Here is a 15,404-nt window from a genome sequence, read left to right on the forward strand (position 1 = left end):
GCAGTTAAACAATTTACTAGGGGAGTTTTGATCCTCCTGATCACTTTGCTGTGTCTGCCCCCCGTTGCTCTGGCGGGCGAAGTCTTCTCCCCCCTGATGGGGAGTTCCTCTTCGTTTCTGGCTCCAGCCAAAGCCTTTCAATTCCGCGCGCACATGGCACCACAGAACGAACTGGTGCTGCAGTGGGTGGCAGCCAAACACTATCACCTATATCGCAACCGGATTCAGGTGCACGTGACACCTGGCACCGTACGGCTGGGACCCTACACCCTGCCACCAGGAAAACCCATGCACATTCCTGGGGTGGGCACCCTGGCCGTCTACGAGGGAGACACCACCACCGTTCGCGTGCCGCTCCATTTCCAGGGTCAGCCCCCGAAACAGATTCAGGTGACCAGCAGCTTTCAGGGTTGTGCCAATGCTGGCGTCTGTTATCCGGTAGAAACCAAGACCTATACGCTTGTGCCTAGCATAGCAACACCCAGTACAGCGGCCGTGGCCACGGTGTCACCTCCGGAGAAGCCACCACTGGTCAAACCCGTAGCGCCCCAGCAGTCGCATGCGGCTTCCGGTAGGTATCGCCAGTTCGCTGCAGGGCTACTCGGTAGCCATGCTTTTTGGACATTACTGCTCTTCTTTGTCGCTGGCCTGGGGTTGGCTTTTACCCCCTGCATTTTCCCCATGATCCCGATTTTGTCCTCCCTGGTGGTCGGGCACGTAGAGGACCAGATGACGGCAAGACAGGCCAGACGGCATGCCTTCTGGATTTCCTTGGCATACGTGCTGGGGATGTCCCTAACGTACGCCATTGCCGGGGTACTGGCTGCGGTTACGGGATCCTATCTGCAGGCATTCTTTGAAAGCCCATGGGTACTCGGGAGCTTCAGCGCCCTATTCGTCTTGCTGGCATTGTCCATGTTCGGCTTTTACGAACTGCAGATGCCGACTGCCATCCAATCCCGTCTCTCCCGCTATGGAAAGGGTGGGCATTTTACCGGCGCTTGGCTAATGGGGGTCCTCTCCGCGCTGATCGTCGGCCCCTGCGTTGCCGCACCGTTGGCCGGCGCCCTCCTGTTTATTGCCCATACTGGCAATGTGTTACTGGGAGGCTTGGCACTGTTTCTTCTTGCCTTGGGGATGGGGGTTCCCTTGCTGGTCATCGGGACTTCGGCCGGGCATTTCCTACCCAAGGCCGGTGCCTGGATGAATGGAGTCAAGGCCATTTTTGGGGTCGTTTTGCTCGGGGTGGCGATCTGGTTTCTCACGCGCATTGTGCCCGGTAATGTCGCTCTTGCCCTGTGGGCAGCACTGGCGATCGTTTCCAGCGTCTATCTGGGTGTATTTGGTTCTCACTCCGCACCTACCGGATGGCAACAGTTCCGCCGAGGACTCGGATTGCTGGCCTTGGTGTTCGGGGTTGCCCTGTTCATAGGTGCTTTGGGGGGAGGTTCTCAGGTGCTCCAGCCGCTCGCACCGTTCGTACAGCATGACTTGCCACTCCCGGGGGAGCAACAAACCAGTACGCCGCACTTCACTTTGGTTCGCAGCTTGTCGCAATTGCGATCGGCGCTGGCCGCAGACAAGGGCCATCCCGTCCTGGTGGACTTCTGGGCAAAATGGTGCGTGGAGTGTCAGCGGATGGATGTGGAAACCTATGACAATCCCCGAGTGGAGAGCGCGTTGCGGCCTTTGTCCCTGATTCGTGTGGATGTAACGGCGAATGACAGCCAGTCATCCGCACTCCTGCACCATTTCCAACTCTTCGGCCCACCAGCGGTTTTGCTGGTAAACCCAGACGGTCATCTCGTCGGGCAATATGAGGGCTATGAGGGTCCTAACACGTTGCTACGCCATTTGCAGGAAAAGTTGGGGACAACGGGGAATGACCGTTGATTTTTATGTATGCACAAGGAGCACAACCATGCGCAAACACTCAGTGATAACAGCCGTCGTAGGCACGATGCTGGCGGCAGCTTTTTCTTCTCCGGTGGCACTGGCAGCGACCGTTTCCAGCTCCCTGCCACCCATGGCCCAAGCCAGCTATTGGGCAACGATCGGACAGCGTCTCACCTACATTCAGGAAGGGCACAGAGGGCCCATCATTTACGATTTCTTTGACCCGAACTGCCCTTATTGCCATGGCATGTACAACGAGGAGCAGCCCCTGATTCGCTCCGGGAAGCTCACGGTACGCTATGTTCCGGTGGCCTATTTGATGCCCAGCAGTACACCGGAGGCGGCCGCGATTCTGCAGTCTTCGCATCGATTGTCTGCGCTCCGGCATTTCGAAGTGCTGGCGGGTAAAAGTTTTGCGGCTCCCTTGGCAGCGAGCGGGCCAGTTGGTCTTCCCACAGCCAAACCGACTCCTCAGACCATTCACGCGCTGCAAGTCAACATGGCCGTGCTGCAAAGCACCCATTCCATGGGGGTCCCAGCCATTCTCTATCAGCGCAAGAGCGGTGCCACGGGCTTACTGCCCGGCATGGTTTCCCGCGGGGAACTGCTGACCCTACTTCCTAATCTCAAATAGAACTTCCGGGAGACGTGAATGCGAATGAATCGATGGATGAACAATCAGCGGGCGCAATGGATCTTGGGAGGGGTGCTCATCTTCGGCTTCTTCCTCCTTACCCCAAACCTCGCCTTTGCGAAGACTTCGGGTACTGCTCCCAAAATGACAGCCAGTTCTTTTTGGAATCAGTTTTTACCGCACCACGTCACCTATATTCAGGACGGCCATGCAGGTCCGATAATTTACGATTTTCAGGATCCCAATTGCCCTTATTGCCATGTGATGTATGAACACGAGGCACCCTTGATTCGGGCTGGACAATTGACGGTACGATATGTACCGGTCGCCTTCCTCACCCCCCAAAGTCCCGCCGAAGCGGCGGCCTGGCTGCAGTCACCGCACCCGTTGCAGGCCCTCAAACACTTTGAAACCATTGTTGGTCCAGCGTTACGCAGCGGGAGTTATCGTTCCTTGCCGAAGGTAACCCCAACCGCTGCAACCCGGAAGAACCTGCGGCAGAATCTGGATATTATGGGCGAGACGGGCTTCGAAGGTACTCCCGCGATCTTGTTTCGTGCCAAAGATGGAGCTATCGGACGCATCCCAGGGGCCATTTCTGAAGCCAGCTTGAAAAAACTGTTACCACATTTATGGCACGGGCACGATTAACCCAATCTACCCCGTTATATCGACAACACGCAAGAAGGAGTAATACCATGGAACACAGCAAAGTAGCCAAGACAATCGCCAGTACGTTTCTCGCCAGTTGCTTGGCCGGTGGCACCATAACCACATTGGCTAACGCCGACACCATGGCCCCGCCCATGGGCAAAACGCAGTCCGCAGCAAAATCCCAGGGAGGTATGATGCGCCATGGCTGCAGCGGTAAACGCAAAGCCTATGAGAACAAAGGGGGAATGATGCGTCATGGTTGTAGTGGCGTAAAAAAGAAATCCACCATGTAAGGTACTTTGCCGGATTCCGGTTCTCGCAGAAATCCGGCGACGAACTGGTTTAGAGTACCATGCACGCTTCCACAGGAATCGGGCTTCGGGCTCCTCACGTCGAGGGGATTCTGCTCACGCAGCCCGACGTTAGTGTCCTGGAGGTCTACAGCGAGGATTATCTGGGGGCCGATCGAACCTGGCTGGCAGAGCTGGAGGCGGTGCGCTCGCGTTATCCGATCACCCTGCACGGAGTAGGACTTTCCATCGGCTCCAGCGACCCATTGAATACGAGCTATCTAAAGAGACTACGTACTCTAATCCATCAGATAGATCCTCTTCGGGTCTCGGACCATCTTGCTTGGTCTTCACTGGATGGCCAGTATTTCAGTGATCAGTATCCCCTTCCTCGACAATCCGTTGTGTTGCGGCACCTGGTGTCTCGCATAGGAATGGTACAGGATTTTCTGCAATGTCCTTTGCTCCTGGAGAATATTGCTTATTATCTCCCGCCGAATGGACGAGACGACTACTCAGAGGCGGATTTTTTGCGGGAGTTGGTATCGCAGTCCGGCTGCCAACTGCTGCTGGACGTCGAGAACCTGCGAATCAATTGTGACAACCATGGAGGGGATCCATGGGCTTTGCTGGGTGGTTTGCCCATACCAGCAGTTACCGAAATTCATGTTGCCGGCGGTGAGCAAGTGCAGGGGGATGGAACGGTTCTCTCCGTCGACACCCACAGTCGTGACCCCGGAAAACAGGCCCGGACTCTCTTTGCATTCGCATGCGCGCGCTTTCCCGATGCCATTCGCATTCTGGAATGGGATGCCGACCTGCCCTCGTTGTCCGAGTTGGTAAGGACAGCACAATCTCTGGAATCCGCAGTATGAATGGTAATAGGGAAGCATTACTTCGCTGGCAGCGAGATTGGGCTAACCGAATTCTGCAGTCGGTAGACGATGAACCCTCTGCTCCGGCGTTGTCTTTCTACCGACAAAGTATGCAGAACCGATTGGCGGATTCCTTGGCCAACATTTACCCAGCGGTTGCCGACATGGCCGGCGTCGGCCCATTCAACCAGTTAGCAGACAGCTATCGAGGACTCTATTTACCCAGTGATCCGGACCTGATGCTCTACGGGGAACACTTGGGTCCTTTTCTGATTTCTCGTGGGAAAAGTCTGCAACATCTTGGGGAGATTGCGCGTCTGGAATGGTTTCTTCATCGATGCAATCTGGAATGTTGCCACCCATTGGTTCCGCGAGAACGAGAACCCGCGCTGTTCCTGGGACGTGCATCTGGTCACGCCATTTACCTGGATCGCCTCCCACGCCTGTTTCGCTCCCACTGGGTAACCTACGAAGAGGTGACTCGTTATCATGATCTCCCGGATTGGACTCAAGGAGATTTACACAGACATGCTTGGTTGGGTATCGGCATGATTCCCACAGATCAGGGACCAATCTATTGGATTTTGCCTGCCGGGTCCTATGTTTTTCTAAACCAGCTTTGTACCGGGAAATCACTCGAAGACGCTCTGCAGTGGGGACTCTATGCTGATCCCGGTGGACAGTACCAACAAATTCTCGAGTCTTGCCAACGTGCTGGACTCATTCGAGTCGGTTGATACCGAAACGCTCTGCCACGATCCGTAATCTTGGAGGACAAATGAACAAGGCCTGGTTTTTTTAACATTTCCGGGTGGATATCAATTGTTTCTCTTGGTCTGACGTTCTTTCTGTCGTCATCAGCAATTGCAGCTACGCCTCAAAGCGCTTTTGACCACATCGAACACTCCTTCGATCTCCCGCCGAAAGCCCTGCCCATTCAGACTATCGTCCAAAAATTGCGCCATGCGGATACCTTTCTCGTGGGCAACCGTGGTCCAGAGCTGACCGCTTTCATGGATCCGAACTGCATCTGGTGTCACCGGTTCTACGAAAAGGCCATGCCCCTGGTACGCTCTGGGAAACTCCATCTGCGGGTGGCTCTCGTTGGCTATCTGAAGCCCACCAGCGCTGCCAAAGCGGCGGCTATTTTAGCTGCCGAAAACCCAGCGCAGGCGCTAGCTTTCGATGAATCGCATTTCAACGTTATTACCGAGGAAGGGGGCATTCGTCCTGACTACCAAGCACCCTTGGCGATCCGTCGAGCGGTGTCGGACAACACACAGCTGCTTGCCGAAACCGGCGAGGAGGCGACCCCAACGCTGCTCTATTATACCAAGGCGAAACGATGGCACCTCCAACATGGGCTCGGGCTGCTCGGACTGCATAACATTCTGGCAACGATCGCATGAAGAAGGGCCTCCGCCTGCGATGGCGTTGGGGACTTGCTGTGGCATTGGGTGCTTGTTGGCCATTAGCCTTCGCACCCTTTGATCTCTCCTTCCTGACCATTGCCCTCCTGCTGGCCCTATTTTGGCTCATTGATGGGGTCACACCAAGCGCTGCCGCAACGATAGGATTTGCGTTTGGCTTCGGGGCCTTTGCAGCCGGGATCTATTGGTTAGCTATACCGCTTCATAATTATGCGCACATGAGTTGGTTGTTGTCTGCGGCCGCCGTTGCTCTGCTGGCACTCTACTGCGCTATTTATCCAGCCCTTTCCCTGTGGGTAGCCGCGAAGTGGTGGGCGCATAGCAGACTCTTCGCGCTTCCCTTTCTGTGGATAGGAGCGGAGTGGCTTCAAGCCCATCTCTTCACCGGGTTTCCCTGGCTTGCCACCGGATACAGTCAGACCTGGAGTCTCCTGGGGGGATGGGCTCCGCTCCTGGGCCAATACGGCGTGGGCCTGGCAACTGCCGGCGTGGCTGCTTTGCTTCTTTTCCTTATCCGCCATCGGGCTAACCGCAGGAAGGCCGTCGCCGCAATCGGTGGAATTGTCCTGCTCTATACCGGAGCGGCGTTTAGTCAAGACATTCAACGGACTGCACGGATGCATAAGCAGCTTACGGTACGACTCATCCAGGGCGATGTTCCAGTAACAGAAAAATGGAATGTAGCAAAACTCAGCGCGGTGCTTGATACCTACGTCAAGCTCATTCTTGCCACGCCAAAAGGCACGAATCTGGTCGTCTTGCCGGAAACCGCCTTCCCAGTTTTTCAGACGCAGGTTCCTGGCTTGCTCCGCAATCTACAAAGATGGTCTGCAGAACATCACACAAACATCATTCTCGGAATTGTCGAGTACGCAAAACACCACTACTATAATGCGGCGTTGGATATCGATGGATTGGCTCCATGGCATTGGTACCGAAAACAACACCTGGTTCCCTTTGGCGAATACATTCCATTTCCGCAATTGCTTGCGCCTTTGGTGCACCATTTCTTGCCGGGATTGGGCAGCTTTACTCCAGGCGACGGGCCTTCCACGCTGAACGTTAAGGGCTTAAAAGCAGGAATGACGATATGTTACGAAGAGTCCTTTTCTCGGGACGTGCGCAAGGGGGTTACACAGGGAGCTTCTTTTCTGACGAACATCAGTGATTACTCCTGGTTCGGACATAGCACGGCATTACCGCAGAGTTTGCAAATGGCCGCCATGCAGGCACGCGAAGAGGAAAAACCCGATATTCGATCCACAAATACTGGGGTGACTGCGATTATTTCTCCTGGCGGAAAGATACAAGACAAACTTCCTGCATATTTTAGAGGGGCTTTAAATGGAAAAATATCTCCAAGGAAAGGAAAGACTCCTTTTGGAGACTACGGTGACTGGCCATTTTTAATTGGCAGTTTTCTTGTGCTCACAATTCTGCGGGTCGGATGGAAAGATCATCAATTACTGCATCTACGTAGAAAAGAGAGTAAGTAATATGCCGCACGCGAAATACAATAGCTATTTGAAGTCTGTTTCTAACGTCCGCTTACAGTCTCTTCCCGCCCATGGCGCAGCATCTTGGTTGAATTTACCGCTTTCCCTTGACGGAAGGCAAGCATAGACGTCCTATGGCCGTCAGTCCGAGATCCTTGGTCTATAGCCGCCCTCGTTACACGCCATCTGATAGACTCTCCAGATCAAACGAGGAGGTTATCGATTGCCCAGCCCACTAGGGAACCTCTGCACTGGTGTAAAATTCTCGTGATTTGGGGCGAGTTTGTCTCGCCAAATCGATTTGGCGACGAAAATTCTCATTTTCCCTCCCCAGAGACGCCCAAGAGCGCATGGTGAGCACGGAAATCGCCCGCTTTCCGTCTTGGTGACGGATTATGCCCGTAACCAACAGAGCTCCTTACGAACCAGATAGAGGTTCACCAGGGCAAACAAGGTGGTCAGTTGCGCACCGTTTTTGGTCAGGCCTCGATAGCGGGTCTTGTGGTAGCCAAACTGACACTTCAGGACGCGGAAGGCATGTTCACCACGCGCACGGATGCTTGCCACACAGCGGTTGAAACGCTTGAGTGCCTGTAGCCCCGTCCTCTGGCCGGGATAGCGACGTCGGGCCACGGCATCCTGAATCCCCTGCTTGCGCAAAAATTCATGGACCTGCGGGTAATCGTAGCCACGATCGGCGAGCACCGTCTTCTCGTCTCCGGTCAGCAGCTCTTCCAGCACCCGATGGTCCGGGACATGGGCCGCGGTGAACTCGACAGCCTGAACCAGGCCTTGCGTGTCCGTCGCGACATGGGCCTTCATGCCGAAATACCATTGGTTCCCCTTCTTGGTTTGACGCATTTCGGGGTCCCGTTTGCGGTCTCGATTCTTGGTCGAGCTGGGGGCGTGAATCAAGGTGGCATCCACCATCTTGCCTTCCTGCAGAATCAAGTGGGAGGCGTCCAGCAGCTCCTGTACTTGGGCAAATATCTGTTGCGCCAAGCCGTGCTGCTCGAGCAGGCGACGAAAGCGCAGGATAGTGGACTCGTCGGGGATCAGGTCGCGGCCCAAGTCGATACCGGCAAAGGCCCGTAGCAAGGGAATTTCATACAGGGCCTCTTCCATGCCCGGGTCCGAGTAGGCATACCATTGCTGCAGGAAGTGAATACGCAGCATTTGCTCTATCGGCATGGGCTTGCGACCGCCACGCGGTCCAGCTTTGGGGTAGTAGGGAGCGATGCACTCAATCAAAGCCTGCCAAGGCACCACCTGGTCCATCTCCCGCAGGAAACGCTCCCGCTTGGTCTCCTTGTGTCGGCGCGACAGCCCCATTGTCTCTGCAAACGTCATCTGGCCCGTCATGATCGCCTCCTGCCTTGCGCGTACCGCCTCATTCTATCAACTCAGGCTGTGCAGAGCTTCCCTAGAACACAGCCTCGCTATCCGCAAAATTATCCACGTGGACATGGACGCCTTCTTTGCAGCGGTCGAGCAACGCGATCGGCCAGAGCTCCGTGGTCTGCCGGTGATTGTCGGTGGCGACCCCAATGTCCGGGGCGTCGTTGCGACGTGCAGCTATGAGGCACGACGATTTGGTATCCGCTCGGCCATGTCAGCAGCTAGGGCACGTTCTCTTTGCCCCCAGGCCATCTTTGTCCGCCCCCGCATGGATGCTTATCGAGAGGTTTCCCGCCAAGTGATGACCATCCTGCGCAGTTACACTGCGTTGGTCGAACCCCTATCGCTAGATGAGGCTTTTCTGGACGTGACTGCCGCCACGACCGACGGAACCCTGGCAGTCGAGATTGCTCGGGAGATCTTGGATCGCATCCATCGCGAAACGGGGCTGACGGCTTCAGCCGGGGTCTCCTACAACAAGCTGCTGGCCAAGCTGGCTTCCGACTGGCGTAAGCCCCACGGGCTTTTTGTCATTCCACCTGAGCGCGGCCTCGCTTTCTTGGCGCCGCTGCCCGTTGGCAAGCTACATGGCGTGGGTCCGGCCACCGTCAAAAAGCTCTCGGCGATGGGCGTGGAAACGGTCTTGGATCTACGGAACCTCTCGCTGGAGTTTCTTGTGACCCATTTCGGCAAGTCGGGAGGCTGGTTTTACGACGTGGCGCGGGCGATTGACGAGCGGCCGGTACAGCCGTCCCGCCAGCGGAAGTCGGTGGGGACCGAACGCACCTTTTCCAAAAACTTGGCGGATCGAAGCGTCATGCTTACTACGCTACAGGAAATGGCAGCGCAAGTTGCGGCCCGTCTCCAGGTCTTGCACCTAGCGGGCCATACCGTGCATATCAAAGCGCGCTTTCCCGATTTTACCACGGTCACCCGAGCATATACGGCGACCGAGGGCATCGGAAGCGCGGATGCTATCGCGGCATGGCTACCAGAGTTACTCGACCGAGCCGTTCCCAAGAGCACGTCCGTCCGCCTGCTGGGGATCACCATGAGCGGCTTGGTCAACGTACTAGCAGCGAGTCGGGTAGCACACCAGATGAACTTGCTCGACGGGATCCTCATCCAAGGGTAAGAATATGGCCAGGGAATGGGCGGTGATGCAGCGGGAGGGGCTATGGTCAAGATTGGTGCATGAGCATTTGCTAACACGATTCAGGCGGCGTCCTGTTGAGGATCCAGCCGGGTTTCGTTGGCAGGCATCCCATCGACAAATATCACCCCGGCAAAGAGCTCGCGCAGTCTTTCCGGATGCCGAATCCCGCGCCAGTGTCTCTCTGCCTGCTGGATGAGCTTGAAGCTCAGGCCGAGGAAAGTGGCTCGAGAGACACAGTTTTTGGTGCGGCTGCTGCGATGCCGCACGGTGGCGAAAGTCGATTCGATGGCGTTGCTACTGCGGATATGCCGCCAGTGCTCCGCCGGGAAGTCGAAGAAGGTCAGCAGCACGTCCCGGTCCTTCTCAAGCTTTGCGACCGCTCTGGGATATTTGGCCTGGTAGTCCCGCACGAAGGCTTGCCAGGCTTTCTCCGCCGCTTCTCGGGTATCGGCCATCCAGATGGCCTGCAACGCGGCCTTGGCCTTCCCCTGGAGCCGCTTTGGTAGCTCTTTGAGGATATTGGCCATCTTATGCACCCAACAGCGTTGGTGGCGGGTTTGCGGGTAGATCTCGTCCAGGGCGGCCCAGAAACCCATCGCCCCATCTCCTATGGCCAGTAGTGGCGCCTCCTGCAGCCCGCGGTCGCGCAAGTCCCGCAGGATCTCTAGCCAGGAGGCTTTGGACTCCCGTAAACCGTCGGTGACCGCCACGATCTCCTTCTTGCCCTCGGCCGTCACGCCAATAATGACCAAGAGACACATCCGGGGATCGTCCTCCGCCCGCAGCTGGGCATAGACCCCGTCGGCGCACCAATAGGCGTAGCGTTTCTCCTGCAGAGACCGGCGCTGCTACTGGGCATGCTCCTGTGCCCATTCAGCCTTCAGACGCCCTAAAACGGCCGGAGAAAGCCCCTTGGCCTCCTCGCCCAGGAGGACGGACAGCGCCTCTTGCATCCGTCCCGACGATACCCCATGCAGATACCGCCAGGATAGCGCTGCGGCCACGCTCCGCGACTTGCGCACGTAGGGCGGTACCAGGGAAGAACGGAAGACCACGCCCGAACCGGAGCGATCGCGCACCTTGGGGATCGGTACGGGCACGGGACCGACCACCGTCAGGATCTCCCGCTCCGGCAGATATCCATTCCGCACGACGGCCCGTCGACCATCGACCATTCGTACCGCGGCATATTCCTCCAGCAGCGCCCGCACCTCGCCCTCGATGGCCTGTTGGATCAGCTGGCGCGCGGACCGCCGCAACAAGCCCTCGATGTTCAGGCCCAACTCTCCCATTCCTTCGTCAAAACCGGTACTCTCTTTCACGGCGCACTCCTCATTCGTTGCGAATCGGATCCAGAAACCCTTTTCTAGCAACAGTGCGCCACCCTCCTCAAGCTAGCTGTAGATCTCGCGTACACCATGTATGAACGTCTCCGGCTTTACAAGATGTCGTAGATATTGGATGAGATCGACTGCAAACATGTATTCGGCCTGTTTATGGGCGTGCCGCCCTGGCCCCGATGGACTATCCGCGCACCGACTCCTCATCAGATTCACGGCTTCAAACAGCCTCTGGTGTATTCAGGTTCAGTTGGTGCCGGTCCGACCTATCCGCCATCATTCGTCATCAAGCAAATCGAGAAACTGTTGACCTCCTCTTTCCTGCAATCACTTGTTCTCTATTACACGGCTACGGCCATTCGATAGCTCTCTCCACGAGCCATCAGCACCCAGGCCGTGCGTACCGTTTTTGCTGCGAGGGCGACAGCCGCCTTTTGGATGCCGCGTCGTGCCACCAACGCTCGAATCCATTCAAAGCGTGGACCCCCTTTGTCACCCATATGGTGGATGACAGCCATCGCTCCCTGTACAAACAGGGTACGAAGATAGCTATCTCCATTTTTGGTGATCCTTCCCAACCGGGTCTTCCCCCCAGAACTCGATTGTCGGGGTACCAACCCCACCCAAGCAGCGAGTTCTCGGCCATTGCGAAAGAGCCTGGCATCCCCGACAGTTGCTACTATCGCGGTGGCGGTAACAGGTCCTACCCCAGGAATAGTGACTAGGCGCTGGGCCGTCTCTTCTCTAGCCAAGCGCGCGATCCTTTGGTCGCACTCCGCTAGTCGCTCGTTCAACCGCATCAAGTCCCCACGCAAGGCGGCGAAGATGCCAATGGCATCCAAAGGCATGTCAGCATCAGTAATCGCTTCCAGCAATCTTTGCGGGAATCTTGCCGCCCCTTGGGGGAGAACGATGCCGAACTCTTGTAAGAGACCTCGAATTCGGTTGATCAGCGCAGTGCGGTCCGCCTTGATGGACTCCCGCACTCGGTGCAGAGTCAGCACTGCCTGTTGTTCGGGTGTTTTGATGGCTACGAAACGCATATTGGGGCGAGTCACGGCCTCACAGATGGCTTCGGCATCATTGGCATCGTTTTTTCCGCTCTTGCGGTAGGGTGCCACGAATTGGGGGGCGATCAGGCGCACAATGTGTCCCATCTCCGTAATCTTGCGAGCCCAATGGTGTGCGCCTCCGCACGCTTCCATCCCCACGAGGCAGGGTGACAAATTGACGAGCGTCTCCAAGAGTTTTCCCCGGGTAACCGTCTTCCTGAGCACAGTCCTGCCCTGCATATCCACACCGTGGATCTGAAATACGTTCTTTGCTAGATCAATACCGATGGTCGCAATCTCTTTCATGGAATGAAACTCCTTGTTCAATAGGCCCCCCCATCGTGGCATCTGACCACGGCTGGGGGAAGGAGACGTTCATCCCATTAGATTCGAGCATAGCTCCAGCGGGAGCGGACGTTCACACCTCCTCGTTCTTTGAATTTATATTGCGCAATACTTGTTCATACCCGAAGAGTCCAATACGACCATGTCAACCACAAGCACGTTGTTTCAGAATATCCATATCCAGAATGCGTAGGTGTCGGCCTTCAATGGCAATGATCCCCGCCTCCCGTAGTCGTCGCAGTACCCGGGACAGGGTTTCGGGCGTGATCCCGATGCGTCCGGCAATGGTTGCCTTCTTGGCCGGCAAGGTGACCCACCCCGGTCTGGCCTCCGCAGTCTGCCCCAACTCCAGCAAATAATTGGCCACCCGGGCGTCTGCGGACTGGACACTGAACTGGCGCAACTCCTTTACCAAAAAGTGTAAACGCATGCTGAGCTGGGCAAGGATGCGGCGCATGAGTTGGGGATTGGCGTCCAGGGTGGCCACCACCGGCGCAAAAGGGATCCGCAATACCCGTACTGCCCCGCTGCAGCGCGCGCTGACTGGGTAGCGACCGCCCATGAAGGCCACCCCTTCGGCAAAGAGATCCCCAGCCTGCATGATTTCGACGACTTTTTCCTTGCCCTCGGCACTGCTGCTGACGAGTTCCACCACGCCCGATTCGAGCCAGAAAAAGTCCGCCGCAGGGCTCTGCTCCACAAAAAGCAGCGCTCCATCCTCCCAATTCTCCATGTGGGTAGATGGCAAAAGCGCATTGAGTAACGCGGGCGGCCAGGCACTGAAAATCGGCTGTTGACGCAACCGTGCGGCCAAGTCGGAAAGTTCCACGCGGGCTCCGGAAGGTTTGCTGGATTCCGGGCCGCATTCTACACGCGCAAGGGCTGCCCCAAAAACTTGACACAGATCAAGGACGCCACCATGCCAGCGGCGCAGACTCGTTCCTGCCGTTTGCGGCAAGGCTAGGCAGCATTACAGGAGCGAACTATGACCATCGACATCGATTTGATCAAAAGCAGCGGTAAGGCCGTACAGGATCTGGGGGTGCAGGTCGCCCAGCACTTTTACGACACCATGTTCAGCCACTACCCGGAAGTCCGCAAGATGTTCCCCGGCGACATGAGCGAACAACGGGTTCGTTTGTTCCATTCCGTCATTCTCATCGCCAGCAACATCGACAATACCGATATGCTGGTTCCCTACCTCAAGGAGTTGGGGGTGGGACACATCCGCTACGATACCCGTCCTGAGCACTATCCCATCGTCGGCAAAAGTCTGCTGCTGACCCTCAAGCACTTCTTGGGACCGGCTTGGACGACGGCCATGGCGGAATCCTGGATCGAAGCCTATAACCTTGCCTCGACCATCTGCATCCAGGCGGCCGCCGAGGCCATGGCCCCGGAGCGTTACGTGCCCCTGGTCCTGGACGATGTTCCCCCGGTCACGCAGTGAGCCCTCCCGCGTAAATCGGATGCGCTGGGTCCAGCCACGGGCCCAGCCCTAAAAACCCAGGAGTTTTTCATGGAACATGAGGTCATTCTGGAGCCGTCCGGGCACCGTCTGCAGGTGCGGGAAGATCAATGCATCGTCGAGGCCGCCCTGGAGCAGGGCGTGGCCATCCACCACGGCTGCGGCAACGGCTCCTGCGGCGACTGCAAAGGACGGATCCTCAGCGGCGAGGGTGTGCAACTCCCGTTCATGCCGCTTCTGCTCACGCCGGAAGAGCGCGTCCATAAGCAGGCCATCCTTTGTAAACTCCAACCCCGCAGCGCCATGCGCATCGAAGCACAGGTGGATGGTGCTACCGAGCTGTGGACCGGGACGGTGATTTCCCTCCAGCGTCTGGCCAACACGGTAATGGAACTACGTTTGCGCTGCGATCGCCCCTATCCCTTTCGCGCCGGCCAATACGCACGGATCGCGGTCCCTGGTCAGGCAGGGCAATGGCGCTCCTACTCCATGGCCAGCCTCCCCGACGAAGGCGAATTGGTCTTCCACATCCGTGCCGTGCCCAATGGGGCTTTCTCCGGATGGCTTTTCGAGCAGGCGCGGGTGGGGGATAGTCTCCAACTGGGTCCTGCTCAAGGGGAATTCATGCTCCAGAGGGATACGGAGCGGCCCTTGCTGTTGGTGGCCGCAGGCACGGGCCTGGCCCCCATCGAGGCTATCCTCAGGGAACGACGGCAACGGTCGTGGACGGCTCCCGTCTTCCTCTATTTCGGTACCCGACGCGTGGAAGATCTTTATCACCTGGACTATCTTCAGGAGCTGGCCATTTCCTGGCCCGATCTCCATCTGGAGGTCTGCTGCTCCGATCCCGCTTTTTCTGGTTTCGCCGGACCCCGGCGTCTTTTGCCCAGCGTAGCTGAGCGTGGTCCATGGTCCGAACACGAGGTCTATCTCTGCGGCAGCCCCGGCATGATCGAAGCCGCAGTGGACCTTCTGCTCTCCCACGGCGTTTCCCATGAGCACATCCATTTTGACAGTTTTGCCCCCAGTGCCGGCTGAAGTTTCGAGCGATCTGTGCCAGCGGCTTCAGGTATCCAGCAACTGCAGGACCTGGGAGAGCGGCTGCACGCCCACGGCTTTCAGGGCGCCGTCGATGACCACGGCCGGCACGGTTTTGATCCGTAGCCGGCTCACCACTTCCCGCCCGGCCTTATCGGCGACATCGAGAATTTCGAGATCCATAGGCCGTTTTTCGGCGGCCTCTTTCCAGATGATTTCCGCCTGGGGGCAACTCGGACACCACTTGGAAACGAGCAATTGTACTTTCATGGGGTTCGTCCTGTTCACACAAGAGCCGTCGTCTAGTCTAGACTTCTTGGATGTCATCTACC

The 15,404-nt window shown here is 57.0% G+C and carries 15 protein-coding genes and 1 pseudogene; 11 read left to right on the plus strand and 5 right to left on the minus strand.

Annotation, left to right across the window (positions count from 1 at the left end):
• The first annotated feature begins 27 nt into the window (after positions 1–27).
• The 8 genes from dsbD to lnt all read left to right on the plus strand — a co-directional run bounded on the left by dsbD (position 28) and on the right by lnt (position 7,275).
• Entirely contained in the window at positions 28–1,893 is a 1,866-nt protein-coding gene (gene dsbD / locus ACAty_RS08555; protein WP_153801819.1) for a protein-disulfide reductase DsbD, read from the plus strand.
• 28 nt (positions 1,894–1,921) lie between these two features.
• Positions 1,922–2,530: a thioredoxin fold domain-containing protein gene (locus ACAty_RS08560; protein ID WP_226047687.1), complete on the plus strand. Its 609-nt coding sequence runs from the start codon at positions 1,922–1,924 to the stop codon at positions 2,528–2,530.
• Positions 2,531–2,548: 18 nt separating this feature from the next.
• Positions 2,549–3,181: a thioredoxin fold domain-containing protein gene (locus ACAty_RS08565; protein ID WP_082179259.1), complete on the plus strand. Its 633-nt coding sequence runs from the start codon at positions 2,549–2,551 to the stop codon at positions 3,179–3,181.
• A gap of 47 nt (positions 3,182–3,228) precedes the next feature.
• Positions 3,229–3,477 (plus strand): hypothetical protein, encoded by a 249-nt coding sequence (locus ACAty_RS08570; RefSeq protein ID WP_004872749.1) that lies wholly within the window; start codon positions 3,229–3,231, stop codon positions 3,475–3,477.
• Positions 3,478–3,536: 59 nt separating this feature from the next.
• Entirely contained in the window at positions 3,537–4,349 is an 813-nt protein-coding gene (locus ACAty_RS15385; RefSeq protein WP_038471996.1) for a DUF692 domain-containing protein, read from the plus strand.
• Positions 4,346–5,086, plus strand: a complete 741-nt coding sequence (locus ACAty_RS15885; RefSeq protein WP_169737314.1) for an HvfC/BufC family peptide modification chaperone — start codon at positions 4,346–4,348, stop codon at positions 5,084–5,086. Before ACAty_RS15385 ends, ACAty_RS15885 begins: the two co-directional genes overlap by 4 nt.
• A 243-nt stretch (positions 5,087–5,329) precedes the next feature.
• On the plus strand, positions 5,330–5,758 hold the full coding sequence (locus ACAty_RS08585; protein ID WP_051620762.1) for a thioredoxin fold domain-containing protein: 429 nt from the start codon (positions 5,330–5,332) through the stop codon (positions 5,756–5,758).
• Entirely contained in the window at positions 5,755–7,275 is a 1,521-nt protein-coding gene (gene lnt / locus ACAty_RS08590; RefSeq protein WP_004872753.1) for an apolipoprotein N-acyltransferase, read from the plus strand. The genes ACAty_RS08585 and lnt overlap by 4 nt, the downstream gene beginning before the upstream one ends.
• Before the next feature lie 393 nt (positions 7,276–7,668).
• Here the strand turns inward: lnt and ACAty_RS08595 are convergent, their stop codons facing one another.
• Entirely contained in the window at positions 7,669–8,637 is a 969-nt protein-coding gene (locus tag ACAty_RS08595) for an IS5 family transposase (RefSeq protein ID WP_038472002.1), read from the minus strand.
• Here ACAty_RS08595 and dinB point away from each other — a divergent pair.
• Complete coding sequence (gene dinB, locus ACAty_RS08600) at positions 8,636–9,808, plus strand: DNA polymerase IV (protein WP_004872756.1); 1,173 nt, start codon at positions 8,636–8,638, stop codon at positions 9,806–9,808. The two genes, ACAty_RS08595 and dinB, sit on opposite strands and share 2 nt — an antisense overlap.
• Before the next feature lie 80 nt (positions 9,809–9,888).
• Here the strand turns inward: dinB and ACAty_RS15400 are convergent.
• From ACAty_RS15400 to ACAty_RS08620, 3 genes and pseudogenes are all read right to left on the minus strand, one after another.
• A pseudogene (locus ACAty_RS15400) lies at positions 9,889–11,151 on the minus strand (IS256 family transposase).
• 359 nt (positions 11,152–11,510) lie between these two features.
• The gene (locus tag ACAty_RS08615; RefSeq protein WP_038472005.1) at positions 11,511–12,527 is read right to left on the minus strand and encodes an IS110 family RNA-guided transposase; all 1,017 of its coding nucleotides are present in this window, start codon (positions 12,525–12,527) and stop codon (positions 11,511–11,513) included.
• 184 nt (positions 12,528–12,711) lie between these two features.
• Entirely contained in the window at positions 12,712–13,395 is a 684-nt protein-coding gene (locus ACAty_RS08620) for a Crp/Fnr family transcriptional regulator (RefSeq protein WP_004872762.1), read from the minus strand.
• A gap of 156 nt (positions 13,396–13,551) precedes the next feature.
• Here ACAty_RS08620 and ACAty_RS08625 point away from each other — a divergent pair, with 156 nt between their 5' ends.
• Both ACAty_RS08625 and ACAty_RS08630 read left to right on the plus strand, forming a co-directional pair.
• Positions 13,552–14,016 carry a globin domain-containing protein gene (locus ACAty_RS08625; RefSeq protein WP_004872763.1) on the plus strand — a complete coding sequence of 155 codons (465 nt, stop codon included), beginning with the start codon at positions 13,552–13,554 and terminating at the stop codon, positions 14,014–14,016.
• Between the two features lie 69 nt (positions 14,017–14,085).
• On the plus strand, positions 14,086–15,072 hold the full coding sequence (locus ACAty_RS08630) for a 2Fe-2S iron-sulfur cluster-binding protein (protein WP_004872765.1): 987 nt from the start codon (positions 14,086–14,088) through the stop codon (positions 15,070–15,072).
• 27 nt (positions 15,073–15,099) lie between these two features.
• On the opposite strand, the gene ACAty_RS08635 is transcribed toward ACAty_RS08630, so the two are convergent.
• Positions 15,100–15,342 carry a thioredoxin family protein gene (locus ACAty_RS08635; RefSeq protein WP_004872022.1) on the minus strand — a complete coding sequence of 81 codons (243 nt, stop codon included), beginning with the start codon at positions 15,340–15,342 and terminating at the stop codon, positions 15,100–15,102.
• Between the last annotated feature and the right edge of the window lie 62 nt (positions 15,343–15,404).

The sequence above is a fragment of the Acidithiobacillus caldus ATCC 51756 genome (genome assembly GCF_000175575.2).
Taxonomy (GTDB): Bacteria; Pseudomonadota; Gammaproteobacteria; order Acidithiobacillales; family Acidithiobacillaceae; genus Acidithiobacillus_A; species Acidithiobacillus_A caldus.

What these genes read in the sequence shown, in the direction of transcription:
- ACAty_RS15885 (WP_169737314.1), top strand. Translation starts at nt 4,346, where the DNA reads ATGAATGGTAATAGGGAAGCATTACTTCGCTGGCAGCGAGATTGGGCT.
- dinB (WP_004872756.1), top strand. Translation starts at nt 8,636, where the DNA reads ATGATCGCCTCCTGCCTTGCGCGTACCGCCTCATTCTATCAACTCAGG.
- ACAty_RS08630 (WP_004872765.1), top strand. Translation starts at nt 14,086, where the DNA reads ATGGAACATGAGGTCATTCTGGAGCCGTCCGGGCACCGTCTGCAGGTG.
- ACAty_RS15385 (WP_038471996.1), top strand. Translation starts at nt 3,537, where the DNA reads ATGCACGCTTCCACAGGAATCGGGCTTCGGGCTCCTCACGTCGAGGGG.
- ACAty_RS08570 (WP_004872749.1), top strand. Translation starts at nt 3,229, where the DNA reads ATGGAACACAGCAAAGTAGCCAAGACAATCGCCAGTACGTTTCTCGCC.
- ACAty_RS08615 (WP_038472005.1), bottom strand. Translation starts at nt 12,527, where the DNA reads ATGAAAGAGATTGCGACCATCGGTATTGATCTAGCAAAGAACGTATTT.
- lnt (WP_004872753.1), top strand. Translation starts at nt 5,755, where the DNA reads ATGAAGAAGGGCCTCCGCCTGCGATGGCGTTGGGGACTTGCTGTGGCA.
- ACAty_RS08595 (WP_038472002.1), bottom strand. Translation starts at nt 8,637, where the DNA reads ATGACGGGCCAGATGACGTTTGCAGAGACAATGGGGCTGTCGCGCCGA.
- ACAty_RS08635 (WP_004872022.1), bottom strand. Translation starts at nt 15,342, where the DNA reads ATGAAAGTACAATTGCTCGTTTCCAAGTGGTGTCCGAGTTGCCCCCAG.
- ACAty_RS08625 (WP_004872763.1), top strand. Translation starts at nt 13,552, where the DNA reads ATGACCATCGACATCGATTTGATCAAAAGCAGCGGTAAGGCCGTACAG.
- ACAty_RS08565 (WP_082179259.1), top strand. Translation starts at nt 2,549, where the DNA reads ATGCGAATGAATCGATGGATGAACAATCAGCGGGCGCAATGGATCTTG.
- ACAty_RS08560 (WP_226047687.1), top strand. Translation starts at nt 1,922, where the DNA reads ATGCGCAAACACTCAGTGATAACAGCCGTCGTAGGCACGATGCTGGCG.